Source organism: Sulfitobacter sp. 1A13368 (assembly GCF_043557275.1).
Taxonomy (GTDB): Bacteria; Pseudomonadota; Alphaproteobacteria; order Rhodobacterales; family Rhodobacteraceae; genus Sulfitobacter; species Sulfitobacter faviae.
Genome location: NZ_JBIFFR010000004.1, coordinates 38,893 through 62,109 on the forward strand (window position 1 = coordinate 38,893; position 23,217 = coordinate 62,109).

Consider the following 23,217-nt stretch of genomic DNA (forward strand, 5'->3'; position numbering starts at 1 on the left):
CGGCGCCCTGCCCCAGCGAACGCCCGCGTTTCGACATATTGTGGTCAAATTCCGTGAATAAACGGTTAAGATACCTCTGATACCAGAGGCGCCGCGACGCCCCGCTTAGCACCAACCGGAGCAGCGAATGCTGGAATTTGAAAATGTGTCCAAGTCCTTTTGGACGGGATCGCAGCACAAGGTCATTCTTGACCGGGTGTCTTTTCGCGTGGAGCTTGGCAACTCCTTGGGCATTCTGGCCCCCAACGGCACCGGCAAAACAACCCTTATCAACATGATGGCCGGGCTGGAAAAACCCGACGAAGGAGAGATCAGGCGCGGCTGTAACATCTCGTTTCCTTTGGGTTTTATGGGCGGGGTGGTCAATAAAGTCTCAGCCATGGAGAACGCCCGCTATATCGCGCGGCTCTATGGGCTTGACCCTGATTACGTGGAAAGCTTCTGTCGCTGGCTTTGCGGTCTGGGGGAGTATTTCGATCAGCCGCTCGGCACCTATTCCGCCGGGATGCGGGCGCGTTTCTCTTTCGCGCTGATGTTGGCGCTGGATTTTGATATCTATCTGATTGACGAAGGCATGCCCGGCACGACAGACGTGGAATTCAACCGCAAAGCGGGTGATATTCTGAAAGAACGGCTGCGGACCACGACGATCATCATCGTCTCGCATCAGGCCCATACGCTTGAGAAATTTGCCCGCTCCGCCGCTGTCCTTTTGGACGGCAAGCTACATATGTTCGACACCTTGGAAGAAGCGAAACAGCTCTATGACTACGAAACCCAAGGCTAGAAAATTCCGCATCCGCAAGGCGCCGCCCCCCTCGGGCAGCAGCGCCGCGCCGAGCAGCGCCGAGAAGGCGCAGGCGGGCCAGACCGACGCCGAAAAGGCCGCGCGCAAGGCCAAGCTGCGCGCCGTCGCCGATGCGACCGAGGTGGAACCCTCGCACAGCAAGGAAGCCTTGGAACATGCCGCCCGCAGCGGCAAAGCGCCCCATTCCGAAAGCGCCCGCTCGGGCGAGGTGTCTTCCGCCAATGAAGTCTCGGCCGAGCAGGACATTGACGCGATCCGCCGCGAGGGGCTGACAGGCCGCCAATTGCGCATGGCGCGGCGGGTGGCGCAGAAACACGGGCTGGCGCCGACCTCGGATTTCGACGCGGTGCGTCTTTTGCGGGCCAAGGGGATCGACCCGTTTCAGCGGTCCAACATGCTGGAACTCGTGGTGCCGCAGTCGGGCGATCCGGCGGACAGCGGCCTGCCCGCCACCCGGGACCAGCCCGGCGACCCGAAGGTGCAACTGCCCCAGACCACGCCCCGCGGCCCGCGCGGCCTGCCCTCAACCGATGTCAGCCCCGCCGAGCGTCGCCAGCGCGAGATCTCGGACATTCAGCGTGACATCACCCGCCGCCGTCGCCGCAAAGCGGCCATGCTGCTGGTCCGGCTGGCCTTTTTCGTCATGCTGCCGACCATTGCCGCCGGCTATTATTTCTACAGAATCGCCACACCCATGTATGCCACCGAAAGCCAGTTTCTGATCATTCAGAACGAAGGTGGCGGCGGCTCCAGCCCCTTTGGCGGGCTGCTGCCCACGCAATTCGCCAATAGCGCCGACAGCATCGCCACGCAGGCCTATCTGCAATCGAAAGACGCGATGCTGCGCCTTGACGAAGACGCAGGGTTCCGCGCGCATTTCGCCGACCCGCAGATCGACGCCATCCAACGGCTTTCGGAAAACCCCAGCAACGAAGAAGCCTACAAAACCTACAAGAAGAACGTCAAAATCGGATATGACCCGACCGAAGGCGTGATCCGGATGGAGGTGATTGCCGCCGATCCCGAGGTCTCGGAAGAATTCTCGAAACGTCTGCTCACCTATGCCGAAGAGCGGGTGAATGACCTGAGCAAGCAAAAGCGCGAAGACGGGATGCGCGACGCGCTGGAGGGTTATGAAACCGCGCTGGAAAACCGCCGCGCGGCGCAGGAGGCGCTGATCAAATTGCAGGTCGACAACAACGTCGACCCCGAGGCGATGATCGCGTCGATCCGCACGCAGATCACAAATTACGAGACCCTTTTGATCGAAAAGGAACTCGAACTCGCCGCCCTGCTCGACAACCAGCGCCCGAACCAAGCCAAGGTCGATGGCGCGCGCGGGGATGTGCGACGGCTGCGCGAACAGCTCACCAAACTGCGCGAGCGGATGACCGCCGCCAACGAAGGCGAAAACTCGCTGGCGCAACAGGCGGTCGCAGCCCAGCTTGCGCAGGCCGATCTGGCCTCTGCCGACATGGTGCTGCAAAGCGCGCAAACCGCAATGGAACAGGCCCGAACCGAGGCCGGGCGGCAGGTCCGCTACCTCACCGTGGCGGTCAACCCCGTGGCCCCGGACGAGGCGACCTACCCCCGCAAGTTCGAAAACACGATATTGGCTTTCCTTATCTTTGCAGGCATCTACCTGATGTTGTCTCTGACAGCGTCCATTCTAAGAGAACAGGTAACTTCATGACCCAGCTGCGCATTGGCAATCTGACCGTCGGCAATGATCGTCCCCTCACCGTGATCGCTGGCCCCTGCCAGTTGGAGAGCGAAGACCACGCGCAGATGGTTGCGGGCATTCTGAAAGAGGCCTGTGACGCCGCAGGCGCGCAGTTCATCTTCAAGGGCAGCTATGACAAGGCCAACCGCACCTCCCTCTCGGGCAAACGCGGTTTGGGCATCGAAAAGGGGCTGCAAGTCCTGCAATCCGTGGCCCGTGTCAATGACGTGCCGGTGCTGACGGATGTGCATAATGAGGCGCAATGCGCACAGGTCGGTGACGTGGTCGACGTGCTGCAAATCCCTGCCTTCCTCTGCCGCCAAACCGACCTGCTGCTCGCCGCCGGGGAGACCGGAAAGGCAGTGAACGTGAAGAAGGGGCAGTTCCTCGCCCCTTGGGAGATGCAGAACATCGTCGACAAGATCGAAAGCACCGGGAACCGCAACATCCTGCTGACCGAACGCGGCACCACCTTTGGCTACAACACGCTGGTCGCCGACATGCGCAGCCTGCCGCAGATGGCCCAGACCGGCTACCCAGTGGTGATGGACGCGACACATTCCGTGGCACAACCCGGCGGCAAGGGCGGCTCTTCGGGCGGCCAGCGTGAGTTTGCCCCCGTCATGGCCCGGGCAGCTGCCGCCATCGGCGTTGCGGCGATCTTCATGGAAACCCACGAAGACCCCGACCGCGCGCCCAGTGATGGGCCCAATATGATCTACCTCGACCAGATGCCGGGGCTGATCAACCTGCTGATGCAATTCGACGCGCTGGCCAAAAGCCATCCGCTGACTTTCTAAATTTATCTTAAAAAGCGAGTATTTGACGTGAGTAAACCGGCCTCCACCGTGACCCCGAACACTTGGGAATTCCTGCGCGATGCGATGATCACCCCGACAGGTTTCCGCGAATATGACGCGCGTTGGAAATACCCCGACGACATCAACCTGCCCGGCATCACCGCCCTCGGCCTTGGGCTTGGCACGCAGATGCATGCGCGTGGGATTGAGCCTGTCATCGCCGTGGGCAATGACTATCGCGACTATTCGCTCTCAATCAAAAATGCGCTGATGCTGGGGCTGATGCAGGCCGGGATCACGGTTAAGGATATCGGCCCGGCGCTTTCCCCAATGGCCTATTTCGCCCAGTTCCACCTCGATGCCCCTGCCGTTGCCATGGTCACGGCGAGCCACAACCCGAACGGCTGGACCGGCGTCAAAATGGGTTTTCAGCGCCCCCTCACCCACGGCCCGGACGAGATGGCCGAGCTGCGCGACATCGTCCTGAATGGCCGTGGTGAACGGCGTCCGGGCGGGGCATATGAGTTCGTCGACGGCGTGCGCGAAGCCTATCTGGATGACCTCGTCGGCGACTTCAAAATGACCCGCAAACTGAAGGTCGTCTGCGCCACCGGCAATGGCACCGCATCGGCCTTCGCGCCCGAATTGTTCCGCCGCTTGGGGGTCGAGGTCGTCGATAGCCACAACACGCTCGACTACACCTTCCCCCATTACAACCCAAACCCCGAAGCCATGGAGATGCTGCACGACATGGCCGACAGCGTCCGCGCCTCTGGTGCCGATCTGGCGCTTGGTTTCGACGGTGACGGGGACCGCTGCGGCGTGGTGGATGACGAGGGCGAAGAGATTTTCGCCGATAAGATGGGCGTCATCATGGCCCGCGATCTGGCCAAACTGCACCCAAACAGCACCTTCGTCGCAGATGTGAAATCCACCGGCCTCTTTGCCTCGGATCCTGAGTTGCAGAAACACGGAGCCAAGGCGGACTATTGGAAAACCGGCCACAGCCACATGAAACGCCGTGTCAAAGAACTGGGCGCGCTGGCGGGCTTCGAAAAGTCCGGCCACTACTTCTTGGCCGAGCCAATTGGCCGGGGCTATGACTGTGGCATGCGCGTGGCGGTGGAAATCTGCAAGCTGATGGACCGCAACCCCGACAAATCCATGTCGGACCTGCGCCGCGCCCTGCCCCAGACCTATTCGACGCCCACCATGTCGCCCTATGCCTCGGACACCGAGAAATACGACATCCTCGACCGGATCGTGGAGAAGCTCACAGCCAAGGCCGACGCCGGGGACAAGATCGGCGGCCGCGCGATTGCCGAGGTCATTACAGTCAACGGCGCACGCGTCATGCTCGACAACGGCGGCTGGGGCCTCGTGCGGGCTTCCTCTAACACGCCGAACCTCGTCGTGGTCTGCGAAAGCCCCGAATCTGACGCCGAAATGCGCGCGATCTTCGCCGATATCGATGCGGTGATCCGCACAGAGCCGGGCGTGGGCGATTACGATCAATCGATCTGATCGCCATTTACGGCACCAGAACGACAAAGGCCCGGGGCATCGCCACCGGGCCTTTTTTCTTTGAACCAGAAGGTCTTACTTCAGCGCCGCTTCACAGAAGGCGCGAATGCGCGCGGCATCCTTCACCCCCGGCGCGCTCTCGACACCCGAAGAGACATCGACCTGTCGCGCCCCGGTGAGAGCAATCGCCTCCGCCACATTCTCGGCGTTCAGCCCGCCGGCGAGCATCCAAGGCTTGGGCCAGCGCCGCCCGGCGATCAGCCGCCAGTCAAAGGCCAGCCCGTTGCCCCCCGGCAGCACCGCGTCCTTAGGCGGTTTGGCATCGACCAAAAGCTGATCCGCGACGGTGACATAGTCGTTCAGCAGCGCCAGATCATCGCGATCCGCCACGCCGACGGCCTTCATCACCGGCAGCCCATAGCGCGCCTTAACCTCGGCCACCCGCGCCGGGCTTTCGCTGCCGTGCAGCTGTAGCATGTCCAAAAAGGGCACCGCGGCCAGCAGCGCATCTAGCGCCGCATCATCGGCATTGACGGTCAGCGCGACTTTGCAAATGCCATCAGGCACTGCCTCGGTCATATGCGCCGCCGCCTCAAGCGATAGATGGCGCGGGGATTTCTCGAAAAAGACGAACCCCAGCGTCCGTGCGCCCGCCAAAAGGGCGGCAGGCACATCGGCAGGGTCGGTCAAACCGCAGATTTTTACGTTAACGTTCTCAGGCATGGGTGGGGTTTAGCCTGCTTCGTCGAGCAGCGCCAGCACCTCATCCTTGCCCTGATGCTTCTCTTCCTTGAGGCGGATCACCTCACGCTCCAACCGACGACGCTCACGCGCTTGCCGCGCCAGTTCGGCCCGGTGGCCATGTTCGCGTATCCACTCCCAAACGAAGCCCACCAAAAGCCCTACGATAATCCCGCCAAGGATCACGATAAAGAGCGGCAGTTCGATAGAAGGGTTCACGGCAAACCAACCTGAAATCTCGGTTGGAAGCACTTGAAGTGTCACGATGTTCCGGTTCGCCAGAGCAACGGAAACCAGCGCAATCGCGAAAAGCGCGATGCAGGCATAACGAATGTAACGCATCAGCTTTTCCCGTTCAGCCGGTCACGCAAGAGCTTGCCCGTCTTGAAGAAGGGTACATGCTTTTCTTCGACATTCACCGTCTCACCAGTGCGCGGGTTGCGCCCCACACGGGCATCGCGTTTCTTGACGGAAAAAGCACCGAAGCCGCGCAATTCGACCCGGTCCCCACGCGCCATGGCGCCCGTGATCTCATCAAAGACCGTGTTTACGATCCGCTCAACATCACGTTGATAAAGATGCGGATTGTCGTCAGCGATCTTCTGGATCAGTTCCGACCGGATCATGGCACGTCCCCCGAGAATTTATTGATGTCTTACCCGACTATAGGAAATAACGCCCCACACGGGAAGGTGTTCCACCGGGGCGGCGATAGATTTTTCGCAGCGAAACCTCTGTTATTTCGGCTCTTTTCCGCCGCCTGCCGCCGCTGAAGGCCATGGCGCGTAGGGATTGGGCATAAGGGCCAAAACCCGCTTCGCGATTCGACCTTGCCCCCGGAACAGCAAAAGGCCCCGCATGTCGCCATGCGGGGCCTTCGCTAAGATTACATATTCAACGTGGAATATGCTTACTCGTCGTCGCCTTTCAGCGCCGCACCAAGGATGTCGCCCAAGCTCGCGCCGGAGTCGGAGGAACCGTACTGCTGTACCGCCTCTTTCTCTTCCGCGATCTCGCGTGCTTTGATGGAGACGCCCAGACGGTGTGCTTTCGCGTCAACGTTGGTGATGCGCACGTCGACCTTGTCACCGACCGAGAAACGCTCGGGGCGCTGTTCGGCACGGTCACGGCTGAGGTCGGAACGACGGATGAAGCTCTTCATGCCTTCGTATTCGACTTCGATGCCGCCATCTTCGATGGAGGTCACGGTCACGGTCACGATCGAGCCGCGCTTCACGCCGCCCACGGCTTCGGCGAACTTGTCACCGCCGACGTTCTTGATCGAGAGCGAGATGCGCTCTTTCTCAACGTCCACTTCGGAGACAACGGCCTGAACCACGTCACCTTTGCGGTAGTCTTGGATCGCTTCTTCGCCGCGCTGGTCCCAGCTGAGGTCGGAGAGGTGAACCATACCGTCGATGTCGCCGGGCAGGCCAACGAACAGACCGAATTCGGTGATGTTCTTGACTTCGCCTTCGACTTCGGTGCCCTCGGGGTGGGTCTCAGCGAAGACTTCCCATGGGTTGCGCATGGTCTGCTTGAGACCAAGGGAAACGCGACGCTTGGCGCTGTCGATTTCCAGAACCATGACTTCGACTTCTTGGCTTGTGGACACGATCTTGCCGGGGTGCACGTTCTTCTTGGTCCAGGACATCTCGGAGACGTGGACCAGACCTTCGACACCGGGCTCCAGCTCGACGAATGCGCCGTAGTCGGTGATGTTGGTCACGCGGCCGCTGTGCACGGAACCCAGCGGGTATTTCGCGCCAACCAGATCCCACGGATCTTCCTGCAGCTGCTTCATGCCGAGGCTGATGCGGTGGGTCTCTTTGTTGATCTTGATGACCTGAACCTTGATGGTCTCGCCGATCGACAGGATCTCGGACGGGTGGTTCACGCGGCGCCATGCCATGTCGGTGACGTGCAGCAGGCCGTCGACACCGCCAAGGTCAACAAACGCACCGTATTCGGTGATGTTCTTGACCACACCATCGACGGTCTGACCTTCGGTCAGGTTGCCAATGACTTCGGCACGCTGTTCGGCGCGGGACTCTTCGAGGATCGCACGGCGCGACACCACGATGTTGCCACGACGGCGATCCATCTTGAGGATTTGGAACGGCTGCTTGAGACCCATGAGCGGGCCTGCGTCGCGCACGGGGCGCACGTCGACTTGGGAGCCGGGCAGGAATGCAACTGCGCCGCCGAGGTCGACGGTGAAGCCACCTTTGACACGGCCAAAGATCGCGCCTTCGACACGCTCTTCTGCGGCATAGGCTTTTTCCAGACGATCCCAGGCTTCCTCACGGCGGGCCATTTCGCGGCTGATGACGGCTTCGCCACGCGCGTTTTCGACTTGGCGAAGGAAAACTTCGACTTCGTCGCCAACTTCGATTTTGGGGGATTCGCCGGGATCAGCAAATTCTTTCAGCTCAACGCGGCCTTCCATTTTGTAGCCGACGTCGATGATGGCTTGGCCCGCTTCGACAGCGATCACCTTGCCTTTGACGACTGTGCCCTCTTGGGGCGTGTCCATTTCAAAGCTCTCGTTAAGAAGCGCTTCGAATTCGTCCATTGCTTTGGTCATGTAGCTTTTCGTATCCTTATCAAATGTTTCTGGCCGCGCGGTTGTCTCCGCCGGTCTGGAGTTGCAATTGGTCGTTGTGGTGGCACCGTGCCGATCTTGTCAGAGAAGCTCCGACATAAAAGCACAGCGGTTGACCCGCAGCCGAACGCAAACAAAAGAGGGCCGGTTAGTACCGACCCTGCCCGCTATATCGCGTCCGAAGCTGTAACCGCCCCTTAGACAAGGCGCGTATAGGCGAATTTTGACGCTCCTGCAAGGGCTATGGCGTGCTGGCCGGGGGATATGCGGGGTTCTGCCGGGCGAGGGTTCCGTAGCGCGCCCGGGGATAGTGGGCACCACAACGGATCAGGGCCATCGCGGCGCTGCAACCTTTTCCTAGCGATTTGCACGACCCCTGCCGCGGTAAGCCTGCCGCTCACCCGCCCCAACCCGCGCCCAGCCCCGGCGCGGGTTTCGGCGGATCGGCAAGATCGCCTTCGGCAAGGTCACTGCCTTGATAGCTAGCAAGATCCTCAACGAACTCCCACAGACGCAAGAAAGTGTAATCGACCTTTCCCAACGCCTCCGCCACGGCGGCGGGGTTCGACCGGTCCAAGGCGCATAGCGCGCGCATGCTCTCATTCACCATCGGCTTGATATCCTGCGCGCATTCCTCGGTGAACCGCCGTAGAACGCTTTGCAGCTCAGACCGTTTTTGCTCTTGCGTGGCCACGCCCAGTTGCAGCGCGGTCTTGTGAAGCGCGTGAAAGGCGGAACGCCTGAGCGTGCTTTGCGACAATTCATCCTTGGCGATATAGTCACTACAGCCGCCGCGCAGCGCTTCGATTGCGACGTCGCTCTGCTCCGTCCCTGTGACCATCACCGTGGCCACACCACCGTTACGCGGGTGGGCGCGGATCATCTGCAAGCCGCGCAGGCCATCCCCATCGGGCAGGTTGTAGTCCAGCAAGATCAGGTCGAACGCCCCCTCATCCAACTGCTGAGCAAGGGCGGCGAGGCTCTCCGCCTCTGTCAGGGAGACCGGAAAGTCCAAGCCACCGCAGAGCCGTTTGATCCGCATCCGGTCAAAACGCTGGTCATCGACGATCAGGATACGCGCCGCCGCCAAAGGCTCAGCCGCGCCATCCGCCCTATCGCCTGCACCGCTTCCGCGCCTTGCCACGCTCATCAGCCGTCCCCCTGCTTTGCCTCGGCATTTACGCCCACGGAGCCTAACAAATGGTTAACCCGCCCCTATTCGCCGCCAGCCTTGCAGAGGAATGTTGCGGTGGCGCGGCGGGGCCGCTACATGAGCCGCCATGAGTGATACAACACGCCCCCGCCGCAACTTCTATGGCCGCCTCAAAGGCAAAGCGCTGAAGAAGTCGCAAAAGACCTATATTGACGAAGACCTCGACGCATTGTCGCCGGGGGCCGTCGATTGGGAGAGCAATCCCGACCGTAGGCCCCTCGACCTCGATACGCTGTTTGGCGGGCGCAAGGTCTGGCTGGAAATCGGCTTTGGCGGCGGTGAGCATCTGGTGCATCAGGCCGGGCAGAACCCCGATGTAGGCATCATCGGCTGCGAGCCTTACATCAACGGCGTCGCCATGTTGCTGGGTAAAATCCGGCGCGCGGGTGTGGACAACCTTGCCATTCACCCCGGTGACGTGCGCGATATGTTCGACGTGCTGCCCGAAGACTCCATCGACCGGGCATTCCTGCTCTATCCCGATCCTTGGCCGAAAACCCGCCACCACCGCCGCCGTTTTGTTACGCCCGAGCATCTGGAGCCCTTGGCCCGCGTGTTGAAACCCGGCGCGATCTTCCGCGTGGCGACGGATATCGAGGATTACGTTCGCCAGACGCTCGAACAGGTGCCGCAGCATGGGTTTGATTGGCTGGCCGAAGGGCCTGACGACTGGCGCGCGCCTTGGGATGACTGGATTTCGACCCGCTATGAGCAAAAGGCGCTGCGCGAAGGGCGCACCCCGCATTACCTGACCTTCCGCAAACGCTAAGTATTTGCGCCTGATACCACCCCGTTTCCAATCCATCGCACGCGCGGCGATGGACGCTGCCGCCCGCCTGCGATAATAGGAACCTTGAGCAGATCAGAGGTACCTCATGTCCAGTCACGGCAGCCCCATTCCCATGTCATCGCGCGCCTGCGGGCCGCTTAGCGGCACCGCCGAAGTGCCCGGCGACAAGTCGATCTCGCACCGTAGCCTGATCCTTGGCGCCATGGCCGTGGGCGAGACCACGATCACCGGGCTTTTGGAGGGGCAAGACGTGCTCGACACCGCCAAAGCCATGCGCGCTTTCGGGGCCGAGGTGATCGACCACGGCGGCGGCTCCTATTCCGTGCACGGCGTCGGCGTCGGTGGTTTCGCCGAGCCTGACAATGTGATCGATTGCGGCAATTCCGGCACCGGCGTGCGGCTGTTGATGGGGGCGATGGCGACCTCTCCGATCTCGGTCACCTTCACGGGCGATGCCAGCCTCAACAGCCGCCCGATGGCGCGGGTGACCGACCCGCTGGCGCTGTTCGGCACGCAATCCGTGGGCCGCGCCGGGGGCCGCCTGCCGATGACGCTGGTCGGCGCGGCCGAGCCTGTGCCAGTGCGCTACACCGTGCCCGTGCCTTCGGCGCAGGTCAAATCCGCAGTGCTGCTGGCCGGGCTGAATGCCCCCGGCAAAACCGTGGTGATCGAGGCCGAGGCCACCCGCGACCATACCGAACGGATGCTGGCGGGCTTCGGTGCCGAGATCACAGTTGAGGATACCGATGAGGGCCGCGTCATCACCCTGACCGGCCAGCCCGAGTTGAAGCCGCAGCATATCGACGTGCCGCGCGACCCCTCCTCCGCCGCCTTTCCTGTCTGCGCGGCGCTGATCGTCCCCGGATCGGACGTGCTGGTGCCCGGCATCGGGTTGAACCCCACGCGGGCGGGGCTGTTCACCACCCTGCGCGAGATGGGCGCGGACCTGACCTATGAAAACGAACGCACCGAAGGCGGCGAGCCTGTGGCCGATCTACGCGCGAAATTCTCGCCCAACCTCAAGGGCATCGAAGTCCCCGCCGAACGCGCGGCGAGCATGATCGACGAATACCCCGTGCTCTCGGTCGTGGCAGCCTGTGCGACGGGCGAGACCGTGATGCGCGGCGTCAAGGAACTCCGCGTCAAGGAAAGCGACCGGATCGAGGCCATGGCCAGCGGGCTGCGCGCCAATAGGGTCGCGGTCGAAGACGGGCCGGATTGGTGGACCGTCAAAGGGCTGGGCCACGGAAATATCCGCGGCGGTGCGACCTGCCAAAGCCATCTCGACCACCGTATCGCCATGTCGTTCCTGATCCTTGGCATGGTCGCACAACAGCCGGTGCAAGTCGATGACGGAGGACCCATCGCCACCTCCTTCCCGATTTTCGAGCCGCTGATGGCCTCCTTGGGTGCGCAGGTCGAACGGTTGCCTGCGTGACAGGCGACCGGCTGATCTGGCTCAGCCTTTGCGCTGCACTGGCCTTTGCAGCCCTTGCGGGCTTTGCCGAAACGCATCTGCGCGCGGCGGGCATGGGCGTCTTGGATGGGCGGCTTCTGGGCTATGATCTGCCCGAGATGCGCGCCTATCTGTCAGCACTTAGCCCCGAGCAGACGGCGCTGTATCTGGGCCAGTTCCGGCTGGCCGACACCGCCTTCCCCGCCCTCTTGGCGCTGGCCCTGCTGCTGTGGTTCCGTCGCTGGTCATCGGGCGGGCTGCGGCTGGGGCTGACGCTGGCCGTAGCGCTGTATCTGGGGGCGGATTACACCGAAAACATGCTGATCGCGCGGTTGGTCGAATTGGGCCCGGACCGGATCACCGCACAAGCGGTCGCAACGGCGAGCCTATTCACGATGGCGAAATGGTTCATACTAGCGGGCTGTTTCACGGCGGCCCTGCTGCTTGGCCTGCGGGCCCGGAACAAGAGGAATTTGCAATGACGGATAACAAAACCAACGGCATCACCGTTGCCATCGACGGGCCCGCCGCGGCGGGCAAAGGCACCGTGGCCAAGGCCGTGGCGGCGCATTTCGGCTTTGCGCATCTCGACACCGGGCTTTTGTACCGCGCGGTCGCGGCCAAGACCCTCACCGGGATGGACCCGGAAGAAGCGGCCCAGACCCTCGCCCCCGTCGATCTGGAAGACCCTACTCTGCGCAGCCCCGAGGTTGCCCAAGAGGCCAGCAAAGTGGCGGTGATCCCCGCGGTGCGTGCCGCCCTTGTGCGGTTCCAGCGCAGCTTTGCCACCCGCGCGGGCGGTGCGGTGCTCGACGGGCGGGACATCGGCACGGTGATCTGCCCCGACGCGCCGGTCAAACTCTTCATCACCGCCAGTCCCGAAGTGCGCGCGCAGCGCCGTTTCGCTGAGCTATCGGGCAAGGGGATCGAGACCAGTTATGAAGATGTGTTGGAAGACGTGCGCCAGCGCGACCTGCGCGACATGAGCCGGGACCAAGCGCCGCTGAAACCCGCCGAGGATGCCAAGCAGATCGACACGACGGAAATGGCGATCGAAGATGCGGTGGCCGCCGCCGTGGCCTTGGTCGAGGCGAAACGGGGCTGACCCCCGCCGCGAAAAGGGTGGGCGCTGTCGCCCACCCCCTGAATACTTACACAGCCGCTTTCAACTGATCGACCAGATCGCGGCGTTCCCAGCTGAAACCGCCATCCGCGTCGGGCGCGCGGCCAAAGTGGCCATAGGCCGCCGTGCGCTGGTAGATCGGCTTGTTCAATTGCAAATGCTCGCGAATGCCGCGCGGGGTCAGGTCAATGATCTGGCGGATCGCTTTTTCGATCGCGGCGTCATGCACGTCACCGGTGCCATGGGTGTCGCAATAGATCGACAGCGGCTCGCTCACGCCAATTGCATAGCTCAGTTGGATGGTGCATTTGTTCGCCAGCCCTGCCGCTACGACGTTCTTGGCCAGATAGCGCGCCACATAGGCCGCCGAACGGTCGACCTTGGTTGGGTCTTTGCCCGAAAACGCGCCGCCGCCATGCGGTGCCGCCCCGCCATAGGTGTCGACGATGATCTTGCGGCCCGTGAGACCCGCGTCGCCATCCGGCCCGCCGATCACGAAAACGCCGGTGGGGTTCACATGCCAAACGGTGTCGGCATCGATCCACCCTTCGGGCAGCACCTCTCGGATATAGGGCTCCACGATCTCGCGGATATCGGCGCTGGTCTGGCTTTCGCTCTCATGCTGGGTCGACAGCACGATGGAGCTTACGCCCACCGGTTTGCCGTTCTCGTAACGCACCGAAAGTTGGCTTTTCGCATCGGGCCGCAGGGTCGGCTCGGTCCCGTCTTTGCGCACCTCGGCCAGACGGCGCAGGATCGCATGGGCGTAATGGATCGGCGCGGGCATCAACTCGGGCGTCTCATCGGTGGCGAAACCGAACATGATACCCTGATCGCCTGCGCCCTCTTCCTTGCCATCGGCGGCATCGACGCCTTGGGCGATATGCGCCGACTGCGGGTGCAGCAGATTGGTGATCTCACATGTCGCGTGGTGGAACTCATCCTGCTCGTAACCGATGTCTTTGATGCAGGCGCGGGCAATATCCTCGACACCCGCCAGATATTCATCGAGCTTGGTCTTGTTCGCCAGCCCGACCTCGCCCCCGATCACGACGCGGTTGGTGGTGGCAAAGGTTTCGGCGGCGACCCGCGCTTCGGGTTCCTCGCTGATGAAAGCGTCGAGGATGGCATCAGAAATCCGGTCGCAGACCTTATCCGGGTGCCCCTCGGAAACGGATTCCGAAGTGAAAGTATAGTTCTGACGGGACATGTAGTGCTCCAATAAAAATTACGCACCACGTCAGGAAGCCGTTGTGGTGCTCTCCCAACGGCTTAGACAACCGCTGGTGGATGGTCAATCGGCATTCCCCGGGCTGCGACGGCGGGCCACGGCAAGCCCGCCAAGGCAGAGGGTCAGAAGCAGGATCAAAGGCAAATCACCGCTGCGGCTATAGAGCGTGGGCGCCAGTGGCGCCGGCAGCGGCGCGTCGATGAAGCCTGCGGAATTGAGCGGCAGCGAAGCGATCACCCGCCCCTGCGGGTCGATCATCGCCGAGATGCCGGTATTGGCCGCCCGGGCCATGGACAGCCCCTGCTCAATCGCCCGCATCCGCGCTTGGGCAAGGTGCTGGCGCGGGCCTGCGGCCTTGCCGAACCATGCGTCATTGGTGACCTGCATCAGAAAGGCGGGCCGCGCCGGGGCGGCGTTCACGTCATGGGCAAAGACGGCCTCGTAGCAAATCAACGGCAATGCGGCACCGAGCGGCCCCAGATCCAAAACCTGCGCGCCCGGCCCGCTGGAAAAGCCGTTCCCCTCCTGCGCGGCGAGGCCGTGGATACCGAAACGCCCCATCAGATCACCCAATGGCATATATTCGCCAAAGGGCACGAGGTGATGTTTGTCATAAAGCTGATCGACCGCGCCGCCTTCGTTCAACACAACAAGCGAGTTGTAATAGCGCATGTTCGACCGGCGCTGCACGCCCAGCACCACCGGCACGTCCGAGGCCGCGCCGATCTCATCCAAGGCGCTCCCCGCCATGTCCAACGACCATGGGATCGCGGTTTCGGGCCAGATCACCAGATCGGGGGCCGTGCTTTCGTCCTGCGGCTCGGCGGCGGTGTAGTCGAGCTGGCGGGAGAAATAGAATTCAAAGGTATCGGGGTTCCACTTATCGCGTTGCGCGGCATTGGGCTGCACCAAACGGACCACGTTCTCGGTCAGCACCGCGGGCGGCGCTTGCGGGGGCAACAGCAACAGCAGCACCGTCGACAAGGCCAGCGCCCCCTGCCCCAACCGCAGGCTCAAAGGGCCGCGCAGCAGCAAGATCGCGGCAATGGCGAATAGCCAGAGGTTCAGCGTATAGGGGCCGACCCAAGCAAGGCCCTGCCCCGCCATCACGCCGACCAGTCCTTGAGCGGGCATGGCCCATGGGAAGCCGGTGAAGATATAGGCGCGCAGCAGTTCCACCGCCGCCCAAGTCAGCGCCAGCGCCAGCCCACGCTTCGGCGCGATCCAACGGGCGAGGCCGAAGGCCAGCCCCCAGAACAGCGCCATGCCAGCGGCCAGCAGGATCAGCGCAAAAGGTGCCATCCAGCCGTGCCGCGCCACATCGACCATGAAGGGCGAGACGATCCATTGCAGCGCATGTAGGAAATAGCCAAAGCCAAAGCCCCAACCCAGCAGCGCCACCCGCGCCGGCCCGCCCGCCTGCGCGCGAAACAGCCAGAACGCGGCTACCAGCCCGGCAAAGAGCAAAATAGGCAGTTCATAAGGCGCTTGCCCGAAGGCTGCGATGGCCCCGGCGAGGGGGGCCAGCAGCAACCGGCCCCGCATCGCCAGCCGTTGCCTCATCCCCCGGCCCCTTGGGTGCGGACCCGCAACCGTTTGATGCGGCGCGGATCGGCGTCGATCACCTCGAACTCCGGCCCGTCGGGGTGCAAGACCACCTCGCCCCGCGCAGGCACGCGGCCCGACAGCATAAAGACCAAGCCGCCGAGCGTGTCGATCTCCTCTTCGTCGACGGTCTCATGGTCGGTCAGGGAATGACCAATCTCAGCCTCGAAATCCCCCAGCGGGGTCTTGGCGAGCGCGAGATAGGTGCCGGGCTTTTCGACCGTCCAATAGGTGCCCTCGTCGACGTCATGTTCGTCTTCGATCTCACCTATGACCTGTTCGATCAGGTCTTCGATGGTCACCAGCCCGTCGACACCGCCATATTCGTCGATCACCAGCGCCATATGCCGCCGCTCGGCCTGCATCTTGGTCAGCAGCACGCCGATGGTCATCGACGGCGGCACATAGACCAAGGGTCGCAGCAGGGTGCGCAGATCAAACTTGATGTTTTTGCCATTGAAACCGTGGTTTAGCGCAAGGTCTTTGAGGTGGACCATGCCCACGGGCGTATCGAGCGTGCCATCGTAGACCGGCAGGCGGGTCATGCCGCTTTCCTTGAAGACCGAGACCAGCTCATCCAGCGTGGCGCTGACCGGCACGGCGGTGATATCCGCCTTTGGGATCGCCACGTCATCGACCCGCATCCGGCGCAGGTTCATCATGCCATGGCCCGTGGGCCGCTCAGCCTCTGCCGAGGTCTCTGGCGTGTCGTCCTCACTGTCCGATGGGCTTAGCGCCTCGAACACCCGAGAAAAGAAATTACCGGTGCGCATCGCGCCATCATCCGGCTGCTCATGTCTGTCTTCATCTGTCAGCGCGCTCTGCGCCGCGTCAGATGATCCGTCTGTATCGCCCATTGGGTCCCGTCTGTGTTACAAAGCCCCTCAAGGCCCATTTTCCTTATATGGGTCATCATAACCCATTTTGCCAAGTATTTCGCGCTCCAACCCCTCCATCAACGTCGCGTCGGGGTCATTTTCATGGTCATAGCCCAGAAGATGCAACAGCCCGTGCACGATTAAATGGGTCACATGGGCATCTAATGGCTTCTCCGCCGCCTCGGCTTCGGCGGCGCAGGTCTCGAAAGCCAAGGCGATGTCGCCCAGTTCGAGCATCCCGTCAATGCCGGGGGCGACAGGCAGCGGATCGCCGCCCGGGGTGACCGCCCCGCGTTCCTCCGCAGGCCAGCTTAGCACATTCGTCGCCCGCGCTTTGCCGCGAAAGTCTTCGTTCAGCGCGGCGATGCGGCTGTCGTTGCAGGCCAGCAGGGTCATCTCAGCGGCTTCGGCATCAAGGCCGAGATGGCCCAAGGTAGCCCGCGCCGCGGCATGAGCGCGCGCTTCAAGGTCGACCGCCGCCCAGCGGTCGTCTTCGATCACGATGTCGAAATCTTCCAGCATCACGTCAAGCGGCACCGCTATCGGCCTCATAAGCTTCGATAATCGCGGCGACCAGCGGATGGCGTACCACGTCTTTGGACGAGAAGTAGTTAAAGCTGATGCTGGGGATTTGCTTGAGCAAGCGCTCCGCATCCTGAAGCCCCGACTGCACCCCGCGCGGCAGGTCGATCTGGGTGCGGTCGCCGGTGATCACCATGCGCGAGTTCTGCCCCAGCCGGGTCAGGAACATCTTCATCTGCATCGAAGTGGCGTTTTGCGCCTCGTCCAGCACCACGAAAGCGTTCGACAGCGTGCGGCCCCGCATGAAGGCCAGCGGCGCGATCTCAATGCGCTTTTCCTCTAGCAGTTTGGCCAGTTGCTTGCTCGGCAAAAAGTCGTTCAGCGCGTCGTAGAGCGGCTGCATATAGGGGTCGACCTTGTCCTTCATGTCGCCCGGCAGATAGCCCAGCTTCTCGCCCGCTTCGACCGCCGGGCGGCTGAGGATGATCCGGTCCACATGGCCGCCAATGAACATCGACACGCCCACGGCGACAGCCAGATAGGTCTTGCCGGTGCCCGCAGGGCCGATGCCGAAGGCCAGTTCGTTATCGAAGAGCGATTGCACATAGGCTTTCTGCGCATCGGTGCGCGGCTCCACCCGTTTTTTGCGGGTCTGGATCTCGATCGCGTCCGAGATCGGCATCTCCAACTGGTCGCCCTGACGCACGCCGGTGCCCGCGCCGGAGTTGCCCATGCGCAGCAGACCGTCCACATCCGCAGGCTCAACCGCGCGGCCACCTTCCAGCCGGACATAAAGCGCATTGAGCAGGCTCTCGGCCTTCTCCACGGCCTCGCCTTCGCCCAGAATTTGCAAGTGGTTGCCACGCCTTATGATCTGCACCTCAAGCGATTTTTCGATGGCCGCCAGATGCGCGTCATAGGCGCCGCAGAGGTCGATCAAAAGGCGGTTGTCGGGAAATTCCACCACCCGTTCGGCCGCGGTTTCCGGTGTCATCAGATCAGTTGAAGGCAATGCGCGTATCCTTTGTGAAGCACTAAATGTTGAAATAGTCAGACCGGATCGATTTACCAACCCGTCGCGACAAAAAGGGCCGAAGCGCAACGCGCTCCGGCCCGGGGTCTGTGATATGGCCCGCCAAGGTCAGTTCGGGTCTTTGATGTTGGAGCCACCCTTGAAGTGGCCCGCGGTATGTGTCGGCGGTGCCACGCCCGAGCAGACCGGCTTCCCGAATTTATCGAGCCGTGCCGAAAGATAGCCCTCGACCCCGTCGTCGATGATCCAATGGTCGCAACCGTTCGGATCGACCCAGATGCCCGCCTGAAGGTTGCTCAGGTGCTTTTTGTCGATGCCCCGGTCAAAGGTCTTGTCCGAAGGGTAGCCCCGGCCCAGACCGCCTTCGTAATCGGTACAGGCCGAAAGGCCGACGGCACAGGCTGTGACCATGAGAAGTTTTGTCTTAATCACTTTTACGGTCCCTTCAGCGAATGCAGATGATTTCGACACGGCGGTTCTTGGCCATGTTCGCAGCGGAATTGTTCGGCACGGCGGGCATCCGTTCGCCATAGCCCCGCACATCGGCGATCTTGGCACCCACTTGATTGGCGATGCGCGCCACGGCATTGGCCCGATTGTAGGACAGGCGCATGTTATAGGCGTCCGATGCGCGGCTGTCGGTATGGCCGGTGATGATGTAGGATACCGCCCCGGTCGATTGGAAGAAGTTCGCCAGCCGCGCCCGGCCTTGCAGCGAGATGCTGTATTTGTCGGTGGCAAAGAACTGATCCGCCTCCATCACGCCGCAGACATCGCCGCGGCGGCACACCGGAATGCCCTGCCGGGTGACATGGGGGGTCATATAGCCCTCGGCCCCGTCATCCATAACCCAATGTTCACAGCCATCCGGGTCCACCCAGATGGTCGGCGTGTAAACGCCCTTGTCGCGGCCCTGTTGCGAGGGTGTCTGCGCATCGACCGAGGTGCTGGCCACGGTCAGCGCCCCTGCCATCGTCAGGCTGGCCATGGCGCGCAGTGCTTTGGAAATAGTGGGTCCCACAGCGTTTGTCCTATTCTAATTTCTGGTTCTTATCTTTGGCAAATGCGACCCCTCCCCGGACCCGCGCCTTTTGAGTATAGGGTCAGGTTAGGTAAAAACGGTCTCGCTGTGAAGCTGTGAAATCAACATTTTGTGGCCGAACCTTGGCGGCTTACAACGAATCCACCGCGGGGTAGCGGCAAAACGGCTTCGGAGCGCGGCCATTTCACCCTGCCCCGATCCGCCGAAAACAGGCCATTGAGGACGGCTTGGCGACAATCCCGCGCAAGCCCTTGGGATTGTTCGCAAACAGCAGCCCCTGCCATTGAATTTTCTTGAAAATCGCACCTTTAGACCTAAACCTCTTTCCATCGGATCGCGAGGGTGGGACTTCGCGCGGCTTTGCCGATCTTGATTGCTGCAATGAAAACTGGGGGACCAACTTATGATGAAAACGCTACTCGCCACCGCCGTCACCGGCCTGCTTGCCCTGCCCGCTTTCGCGGGGGGCGTGAAATACGCCTATCACAACCAAGGTGTGGCCCACCCCACGGGCAATGTGATCCACGTCAGCTGCTACCGCGGCCCGTGGAACGACGTGATCTGGGACCGGCCAAACTCGGTCTTCGTGGATAGCCTCGTGGCCGTGGGCTATGACTTTGCCACCGCCCATGCCGTGGCAGAACGGGTCTGCCGGGATCACACACTCGTCGGCAACCCCGAGGGGCTGAAAGCGACGATGAAGCGGATCTTTGCGGATGCCGCGTCGCACCGCAAACACAACTACTGACAAGCCAAGGGTGCGCGGCGACGCGCACCCGTTGCAGACCCCCCTTAGGGCTGCGGATCAGACCAGAACGGCGGCCAGAGAGTTCGTCTTGGCCTCGGTCACCCGCACACGCTGGATATCACCGATCTGCGCCGTGCTATCCTCGATATGCACCGCATGCAGATACTCCGACTCGCCCAGCATCTGACCGGGTAGACGGCCCTTCTTCTCAACCAGAACCGAGACTGCGCGCCCCACCATCGACTGCTGGATTTCCTGCTGGTGCTGGGTGATCAGCCCTTGCAGACGCTGCAAACGGTCATCGGCCACGGCTGGATCGACCAGCGGGCGTTCGGCGGCGGGCGTGCCGGGGCGGGTGGAGTATTTGAACGAATAGGCATAGCCGTAGCGCACCTGCCGGACGAGCTCCATCGTGGCCTCGAAATCCGCTTCGGTCTCTTCCGGGAAGCCCACGATGAAGTCACCTGACAGCACGATATCGGGCCGCGCTTCGCGGATGCGCTCCAGCAGCTTGAGGTAGCTTTCGGCGGTGTGGCTGCGGTTCATCCGTTTCAGGATATGGTCACTGCCCGACTGCACCGGCAGGTGCAGGTAAGGCATCAGTTCCGGCACTTCCCCATGTGCCGCGATCAGATCGTCGCCCATGTCGTTGGGGTGGCTGGTGGTGTAGCGAATACGCTCCAACCCGTCGATCTTGGCCAGCGCACGGATCAACCCCGCCAGCGTCATGCCACCGTGGTAGGCGTTGACGTTCTGGCCTAGCAGCGTGACTTCACGCACGCCGCGCTCAACCAGATCGCGGGCCTCTTCCAGCACCCTCTCGGCGGGGCGAGAGACTTCGGCGCCGCGCGTATAGGGCACCACACAGAAGGCGCAGAACTTGTCGCAGCCCTCTTGCACGGTCAGGAAAGCCGCGGGGGCGCGTTTCGCCTTGGGGCGGCCCTTGAGGTGGTCGAATTTGTCTTCCGCCGGGAAATCGGTGTCGAGCGCGCTTTGCCCGCCCTGCACCTTCGCCTCCATCTCCGGCAGACGGTGGTAGCTTTGCGGGCCAACCACCAGATCGACGGCGGGCTGGCGGCGCATGATCTCTTCGCCCTCGGCTTGGGCCACGCAGCCCGCCACGCCGATCTTCAGATCGGGCCGCGCGTCTTTCAGCGGTTTCAGACGGCCCAGTTCGGAATAGACCTTCTCCGCCGCCTTCTCGCGAATGTGGCAGGTGTTGAGCAGGATCATATCCGCGTCATCGGCGCGGTCGGTGGTGACATAGCCCTGCCCGCCCAGGCTCTCGGCCATGCGTTCGCTGTCATAGACGTTCATCTGGCAACCATAGGTCTTGATGAACAGCTTTTTCGGTTGGGTCATGGCGGGCATCCAAGGGTTTTGACGGATTTCGGGCAGATGGCGTCGTCTAACAGCGGTGGCCGCGTCTTGCAATGCACCCGGAATTGGCCGACTTTACCGGCGGCAAATTCCAGCGGGGGCCTATGCGGTATCGCGATCTCGACCAGCTTATCAAAGAGGGCCGCACGGCGCTGAACACAGGCCCGATCGCCCTGATCTTGGTCGAGGATGAGGTTGAGGTCGACACCACCCTGCGCCACCACCAGCAGGCAGGGTTCGACAGCGTCGTAGCGCTGATGCCCCCCGGTTTCGACCTGCCCCGCGACCTAGAGGAAAGCGTGCTGCGGGTCGACTATGACACCACTGCCGAAGCCGCGTTGGAGCGGGCCGTGAACCGCATGATCGCGGCGGTGCCGGGGCAATGGCTTTATTACTGCTACAACGCCGAATACCTGCTCCACCCCTTCAGCGAGACACGCAACGTCAAGGAATTGCTAGCCTTTCACAGCGAAGAGCGGCGCGATTCCATGCTGGCCTATGTGGTGGACCTCTATGCGCTGGACCTCAAGCAACACCCCAATGCCGTTTCACTCGAGCAGGCGCATTTGGACCGGTCGGGCTATTACGCGCTGGCGCGCAAGGATGCGGCCCGGCAGGGGCATCCCAAGGAACGGCAGCTTGATTTCTTTGGCGGGCTGCGCTGGCGGTTCGAGGAACATGTGCCGCCGCAAAGCCGCAAGATCGACCGTATTCCGCTGTTTCGCGCCAAACCGGGGCTGAAGCTGCGCGGCAACCACACATTCAACGACGAGGAATACAACACCTACGCCTGCGAATGGCATCACAACGTCACGGCGGCGATCTGCTCGTTCCGCACGGCAAAGGCGCTGAAGCGCAATCCCGGCAGCCGCTATGACATCGTCACATTCCAGTGGCACAACTCCGAGCCGTTCGAGTGGCATTCCCGGCAGTTGATGGATCTGGGTTTGATGGAGCCGGGGCAGTGGTTTTGAGCGCGGCCCCTCTGAACTGTCCCGCCCGTGGGAACCACGGGCATCGCCCTCCCTCCCCCCGGAGGGCGATCTTGCAACGTTTCGGTGGACGGGCCACTCAGGGTCCAGAATGACCGCCCCATACCACGCGACCGCTCATCGCCCCCCAGGGAGGGCGACACCCTCAGCGCATGGCGGCTAACCTTTTCGATGCCCGGACAAGACACCGCCGGTATCCGCTACCCTCAGCCCGCAACCGCCCAAAAAACGCGCCCACCTAAAACCTCCTTGCACTCACCCGCTATGCACCTATGACGGAAGACAGCCTGAACGGGAGGGTCCGATGGCCGTCAACTTGCTCGACACATTCATCAAACCGATGCACCGCGAGGGCATCAAATTCGTGGCGGTCTTCGCCGCTGTCACGCTGGTGCTCTTCGCCATCGAAGAAGTCCTCGGCTGGATCGGCGTCGGCCTGACGATCTGGTGCTACTACTTCTTCCGCGACCCCGAGCGTGTCACCCCGGACCGGCCCGACCTGATCGTCAGCCCCGCCGACGGCATCGTCTCACTCATCGAGCCTGCGGTGCCGCCCGCCGAACTGGGGATGCCGGATGTACCCCTGACCCGCGTCAGCGTTTTCATGAGCGTCTTTAACTGCCACATCAACCGCGCCCCCGTCGCGGGCAAGGTGCAGGCCGTGGCCTACCGTCCGGGCAAATTCTTCAACGCCTCGCTCGACAAGGCCAGCGCCGACAATGAGCGCAACAGCCTGTGCATCCGCATGGACGACGGGCGCGACATCGCGGTGGTGCAGATCGCGGGCCTCGTGGCGCGGCGCATCGTCTGTTTCGTGAAATCCGGCGACGGGCTTGAGACCGGCGAACGCTTCGGCTTGATCCGCTTTGGCTCCCGGCTAGATGTTTACCTGCCCGAAGGCGTCGACCCGATGGTGCGCATCGGGCAGACCATGGTCGCCGGGGAAACCGTGCTGGCCGAGTTGAAACAGCCGGTCATAGAGACCGCCCCGCTTTAGGAAAGA

General features: G+C 62.3%; 23 protein-coding genes, 1 pseudogene and 1 riboswitch. Of the genes and pseudogenes, 11 read left to right on the forward strand and 13 right to left on the reverse strand.

Features of this window, described 5'->3' with window-relative positions:
* Positions 1–127 precede the first annotated feature (127 nt).
* Genes ACGYK4_RS09540 through ACGYK4_RS09555 form a run of 4 tightly spaced genes read left to right on the forward strand, consistent with a single transcriptional unit; the run spans position 128 to position 4,855 of the window.
* Positions 128–787: an ABC transporter ATP-binding protein gene (locus tag ACGYK4_RS09540; protein WP_067261436.1), complete on the forward strand. Its 660-nt coding sequence runs from the start codon at positions 128–130 to the stop codon at positions 785–787.
* Positions 765–2,501: a capsule biosynthesis protein gene (locus tag ACGYK4_RS09545; RefSeq protein WP_394456185.1), complete on the forward strand. Its 1,737-nt coding sequence runs from the start codon at positions 765–767 to the stop codon at positions 2,499–2,501. Before ACGYK4_RS09540 ends, ACGYK4_RS09545 begins: the two co-directional genes overlap by 23 nt.
* Positions 2,498–3,331: a 3-deoxy-8-phosphooctulonate synthase gene (gene kdsA / locus ACGYK4_RS09550; RefSeq protein ID WP_394456187.1), complete on the forward strand. Its 834-nt coding sequence runs from the start codon at positions 2,498–2,500 to the stop codon at positions 3,329–3,331. Before ACGYK4_RS09545 ends, kdsA begins: the two co-directional genes overlap by 4 nt.
* A 27-nt stretch (positions 3,332–3,358) precedes the next feature.
* A complete protein-coding gene (locus ACGYK4_RS09555) occupies positions 3,359–4,855 on the forward strand; it encodes a phosphomannomutase/phosphoglucomutase (protein WP_271689441.1) in 1,497 nt (498 codons plus the stop codon).
* Between the two features lie 75 nt (positions 4,856–4,930).
* Here ACGYK4_RS09555 and ACGYK4_RS09560 read toward each other — a convergent pair whose 3' ends face one another.
* From ACGYK4_RS09560 to ACGYK4_RS09580, 5 genes and pseudogenes are all read right to left on the reverse strand, one after another.
* Positions 4,931–5,578, reverse strand: coding sequence for a phosphoribosylanthranilate isomerase (locus ACGYK4_RS09560; RefSeq protein ID WP_394456189.1), 648 nt, complete (start codon positions 5,576–5,578; stop codon positions 4,931–4,933).
* Between the two features lie 9 nt (positions 5,579–5,587).
* The gene (locus ACGYK4_RS09565; RefSeq protein ID WP_067261428.1) at positions 5,588–5,938 is read right to left on the reverse strand and encodes a lipopolysaccharide assembly protein LapA domain-containing protein; all 351 of its coding nucleotides are present in this window, start codon (positions 5,936–5,938) and stop codon (positions 5,588–5,590) included.
* Positions 5,938–6,222 (reverse strand): integration host factor subunit beta, encoded by a 285-nt coding sequence (gene ihfB / locus ACGYK4_RS09570; RefSeq protein WP_067261426.1) that lies wholly within the window; start codon positions 6,220–6,222, stop codon positions 5,938–5,940. The genes ACGYK4_RS09565 and ihfB overlap by 1 nt, the downstream gene beginning before the upstream one ends.
* Positions 6,223–6,506: 284 nt before the next feature.
* Positions 6,507–8,201, reverse strand: a pseudogene (gene rpsA / locus ACGYK4_RS09575) (30S ribosomal protein S1); the annotation flags it as partial.
* Positions 8,202–8,598: 397 nt separating this feature from the next.
* Complete coding sequence (locus tag ACGYK4_RS09580) at positions 8,599–9,351, reverse strand: response regulator (protein ID WP_394432265.1); 753 nt, start codon at positions 9,349–9,351, stop codon at positions 8,599–8,601.
* 130 nt (positions 9,352–9,481) lie between these two features.
* On the opposite strand from ACGYK4_RS09580, the gene trmB reads away from it, so the two are divergent.
* The 4 genes from trmB to ACGYK4_RS09600 all read left to right on the forward strand — a co-directional run bounded on the left by trmB (position 9,482) and on the right by ACGYK4_RS09600 (position 12,765).
* Positions 9,482–10,183, forward strand: a complete 702-nt coding sequence (trmB, locus tag ACGYK4_RS09585; RefSeq protein ID WP_394432263.1) for a tRNA (guanosine(46)-N7)-methyltransferase TrmB — start codon at positions 9,482–9,484, stop codon at positions 10,181–10,183.
* A 106-nt stretch (positions 10,184–10,289) separates the two neighbouring features.
* Positions 10,290–11,642: a 3-phosphoshikimate 1-carboxyvinyltransferase gene (gene aroA / locus ACGYK4_RS09590; RefSeq protein ID WP_394432261.1), complete on the forward strand. Its 1,353-nt coding sequence runs from the start codon at positions 10,290–10,292 to the stop codon at positions 11,640–11,642.
* Positions 11,639–12,142 carry a hypothetical protein gene (locus tag ACGYK4_RS09595; protein ID WP_394456191.1) on the forward strand — a complete coding sequence of 168 codons (504 nt, stop codon included), beginning with the start codon at positions 11,639–11,641 and terminating at the stop codon, positions 12,140–12,142. Before aroA ends, ACGYK4_RS09595 begins: the two co-directional genes overlap by 4 nt.
* On the forward strand, positions 12,139–12,765 hold the full coding sequence (locus ACGYK4_RS09600; RefSeq protein ID WP_271689435.1) for a d(CMP) kinase: 627 nt from the start codon (positions 12,139–12,141) through the stop codon (positions 12,763–12,765). The genes ACGYK4_RS09595 and ACGYK4_RS09600 overlap by 4 nt, the downstream gene beginning before the upstream one ends.
* 46 nt (positions 12,766–12,811) lie before the next feature.
* Here the strand turns inward: ACGYK4_RS09600 and metK are convergent, their stop codons facing one another.
* The 7 genes from metK to ACGYK4_RS09635 form a co-directional block, all read right to left on the reverse strand.
* On the reverse strand, positions 12,812–13,993 hold the full coding sequence (metK, locus tag ACGYK4_RS09605) for a methionine adenosyltransferase (protein ID WP_271691856.1): 1,182 nt from the start codon (positions 13,991–13,993) through the stop codon (positions 12,812–12,814).
* Positions 13,994–13,997: 4 nt separating this feature from the next.
* A riboswitch (SAM-SAH riboswitch) is annotated at positions 13,998–14,046 on the reverse strand.
* Between the two features lie 31 nt (positions 14,047–14,077).
* Entirely contained in the window at positions 14,078–15,577 is a 1,500-nt protein-coding gene (gene lnt / locus ACGYK4_RS09610; RefSeq protein WP_394456193.1) for an apolipoprotein N-acyltransferase, read from the reverse strand.
* Positions 15,574–16,476, reverse strand: coding sequence for a hemolysin family protein (locus tag ACGYK4_RS09615; RefSeq protein WP_394432251.1), 903 nt, complete (start codon positions 16,474–16,476; stop codon positions 15,574–15,576). The genes lnt and ACGYK4_RS09615 overlap by 4 nt, the downstream gene beginning before the upstream one ends.
* A 27-nt stretch (positions 16,477–16,503) precedes the next feature.
* Positions 16,504–17,049: an rRNA maturation RNase YbeY gene (gene ybeY, locus ACGYK4_RS09620; protein WP_394456195.1), complete on the reverse strand. Its 546-nt coding sequence runs from the start codon at positions 17,047–17,049 to the stop codon at positions 16,504–16,506.
* Positions 17,024–18,013 (reverse strand): PhoH family protein, encoded by a 990-nt coding sequence (locus ACGYK4_RS09625; protein WP_394456535.1) that lies wholly within the window; start codon positions 18,011–18,013, stop codon positions 17,024–17,026. Before ACGYK4_RS09625 ends, ybeY begins: the two co-directional genes overlap by 26 nt.
* Before the next feature lie 147 nt (positions 18,014–18,160).
* Complete coding sequence (locus tag ACGYK4_RS09630; RefSeq protein WP_197470808.1) at positions 18,161–18,484, reverse strand: hypothetical protein; 324 nt, start codon at positions 18,482–18,484, stop codon at positions 18,161–18,163.
* A 13-nt stretch (positions 18,485–18,497) separates the two neighbouring features.
* On the reverse strand, positions 18,498–19,040 hold the full coding sequence (locus ACGYK4_RS09635) for an OmpA family protein (protein WP_394456537.1): 543 nt from the start codon (positions 19,038–19,040) through the stop codon (positions 18,498–18,500).
* A 460-nt stretch (positions 19,041–19,500) separates the two neighbouring features.
* Between ACGYK4_RS09635 and ACGYK4_RS09640 the strand changes: the two genes are divergently transcribed.
* Entirely contained in the window at positions 19,501–19,842 is a 342-nt protein-coding gene (locus ACGYK4_RS09640; RefSeq protein WP_271691860.1) for a hypothetical protein, read from the forward strand.
* Between the two features lie 57 nt (positions 19,843–19,899).
* Here ACGYK4_RS09640 and miaB read toward each other — a convergent pair whose 3' ends face one another.
* A complete protein-coding gene (gene miaB, locus ACGYK4_RS09645) occupies positions 19,900–21,204 on the reverse strand; it encodes a tRNA (N6-isopentenyl adenosine(37)-C2)-methylthiotransferase MiaB (RefSeq protein WP_394456197.1) in 1,305 nt (434 codons plus the stop codon).
* A 122-nt stretch (positions 21,205–21,326) separates the two neighbouring features.
* On the opposite strand from miaB, the gene ACGYK4_RS09650 reads away from it, so the two are divergent.
* Both ACGYK4_RS09650 and ACGYK4_RS09655 read left to right on the forward strand, forming a co-directional pair.
* Positions 21,327–22,196, forward strand: a complete 870-nt coding sequence (locus ACGYK4_RS09650) for a hypothetical protein (protein ID WP_394456199.1) — start codon at positions 21,327–21,329, stop codon at positions 22,194–22,196.
* 322 nt (positions 22,197–22,518) lie between these two features.
* Entirely contained in the window at positions 22,519–23,211 is a 693-nt protein-coding gene (locus tag ACGYK4_RS09655; protein WP_394456201.1) for a phosphatidylserine decarboxylase, read from the forward strand.
* Positions 23,212–23,217: the final 6 nt, after the last annotated feature.

What these genes read in the sequence shown, in the direction of transcription:
- ACGYK4_RS09580 (WP_394432265.1), bottom strand. Translation starts at nt 9,351, where the DNA reads ATGAGCGTGGCAAGGCGCGGAAGCGGTGCAGGCGATAGGGCGGATGGC.
- aroA (WP_394432261.1), top strand. Translation starts at nt 10,290, where the DNA reads ATGTCCAGTCACGGCAGCCCCATTCCCATGTCATCGCGCGCCTGCGGG.
- ACGYK4_RS09635 (WP_394456537.1), bottom strand. Translation starts at nt 19,040, where the DNA reads ATGGCCAGCCTGACGATGGCAGGGGCGCTGACCGTGGCCAGCACCTCG.
- ACGYK4_RS09640 (WP_271691860.1), top strand. Translation starts at nt 19,501, where the DNA reads ATGAAAACGCTACTCGCCACCGCCGTCACCGGCCTGCTTGCCCTGCCC.
- ACGYK4_RS09545 (WP_394456185.1), top strand. Translation starts at nt 765, where the DNA reads ATGACTACGAAACCCAAGGCTAGAAAATTCCGCATCCGCAAGGCGCCG.
- ACGYK4_RS09625 (WP_394456535.1), bottom strand. Translation starts at nt 18,013, where the DNA reads ATGACACCGGAAACCGCGGCCGAACGGGTGGTGGAATTTCCCGACAAC.
- ACGYK4_RS09560 (WP_394456189.1), bottom strand. Translation starts at nt 5,578, where the DNA reads ATGCCTGAGAACGTTAACGTAAAAATCTGCGGTTTGACCGACCCTGCC.
- lnt (WP_394456193.1), bottom strand. Translation starts at nt 15,577, where the DNA reads ATGAGGCAACGGCTGGCGATGCGGGGCCGGTTGCTGCTGGCCCCCCTC.
- ACGYK4_RS09600 (WP_271689435.1), top strand. Translation starts at nt 12,139, where the DNA reads ATGACGGATAACAAAACCAACGGCATCACCGTTGCCATCGACGGGCCC.
- ACGYK4_RS09615 (WP_394432251.1), bottom strand. Translation starts at nt 16,476, where the DNA reads ATGGGCGATACAGACGGATCATCTGACGCGGCGCAGAGCGCGCTGACA.
- ACGYK4_RS09650 (WP_394456199.1), top strand. Translation starts at nt 21,327, where the DNA reads ATGCGGTATCGCGATCTCGACCAGCTTATCAAAGAGGGCCGCACGGCG.
- ihfB (WP_067261426.1), bottom strand. Translation starts at nt 6,222, where the DNA reads ATGATCCGGTCGGAACTGATCCAGAAGATCGCTGACGACAATCCGCAT.
- ACGYK4_RS09565 (WP_067261428.1), bottom strand. Translation starts at nt 5,938, where the DNA reads ATGCGTTACATTCGTTATGCCTGCATCGCGCTTTTCGCGATTGCGCTG.
- ybeY (WP_394456195.1), bottom strand. Translation starts at nt 17,049, where the DNA reads ATGAGGCCGATAGCGGTGCCGCTTGACGTGATGCTGGAAGATTTCGAC.
- miaB (WP_394456197.1), bottom strand. Translation starts at nt 21,204, where the DNA reads ATGACCCAACCGAAAAAGCTGTTCATCAAGACCTATGGTTGCCAGATG.
- metK (WP_271691856.1), bottom strand. Translation starts at nt 13,993, where the DNA reads ATGTCCCGTCAGAACTATACTTTCACTTCGGAATCCGTTTCCGAGGGG.
- ACGYK4_RS09655 (WP_394456201.1), top strand. Translation starts at nt 22,519, where the DNA reads ATGGCCGTCAACTTGCTCGACACATTCATCAAACCGATGCACCGCGAG.
- ACGYK4_RS09540 (WP_067261436.1), top strand. Translation starts at nt 128, where the DNA reads ATGCTGGAATTTGAAAATGTGTCCAAGTCCTTTTGGACGGGATCGCAG.
- kdsA (WP_394456187.1), top strand. Translation starts at nt 2,498, where the DNA reads ATGACCCAGCTGCGCATTGGCAATCTGACCGTCGGCAATGATCGTCCC.
- trmB (WP_394432263.1), top strand. Translation starts at nt 9,482, where the DNA reads ATGAGTGATACAACACGCCCCCGCCGCAACTTCTATGGCCGCCTCAAA.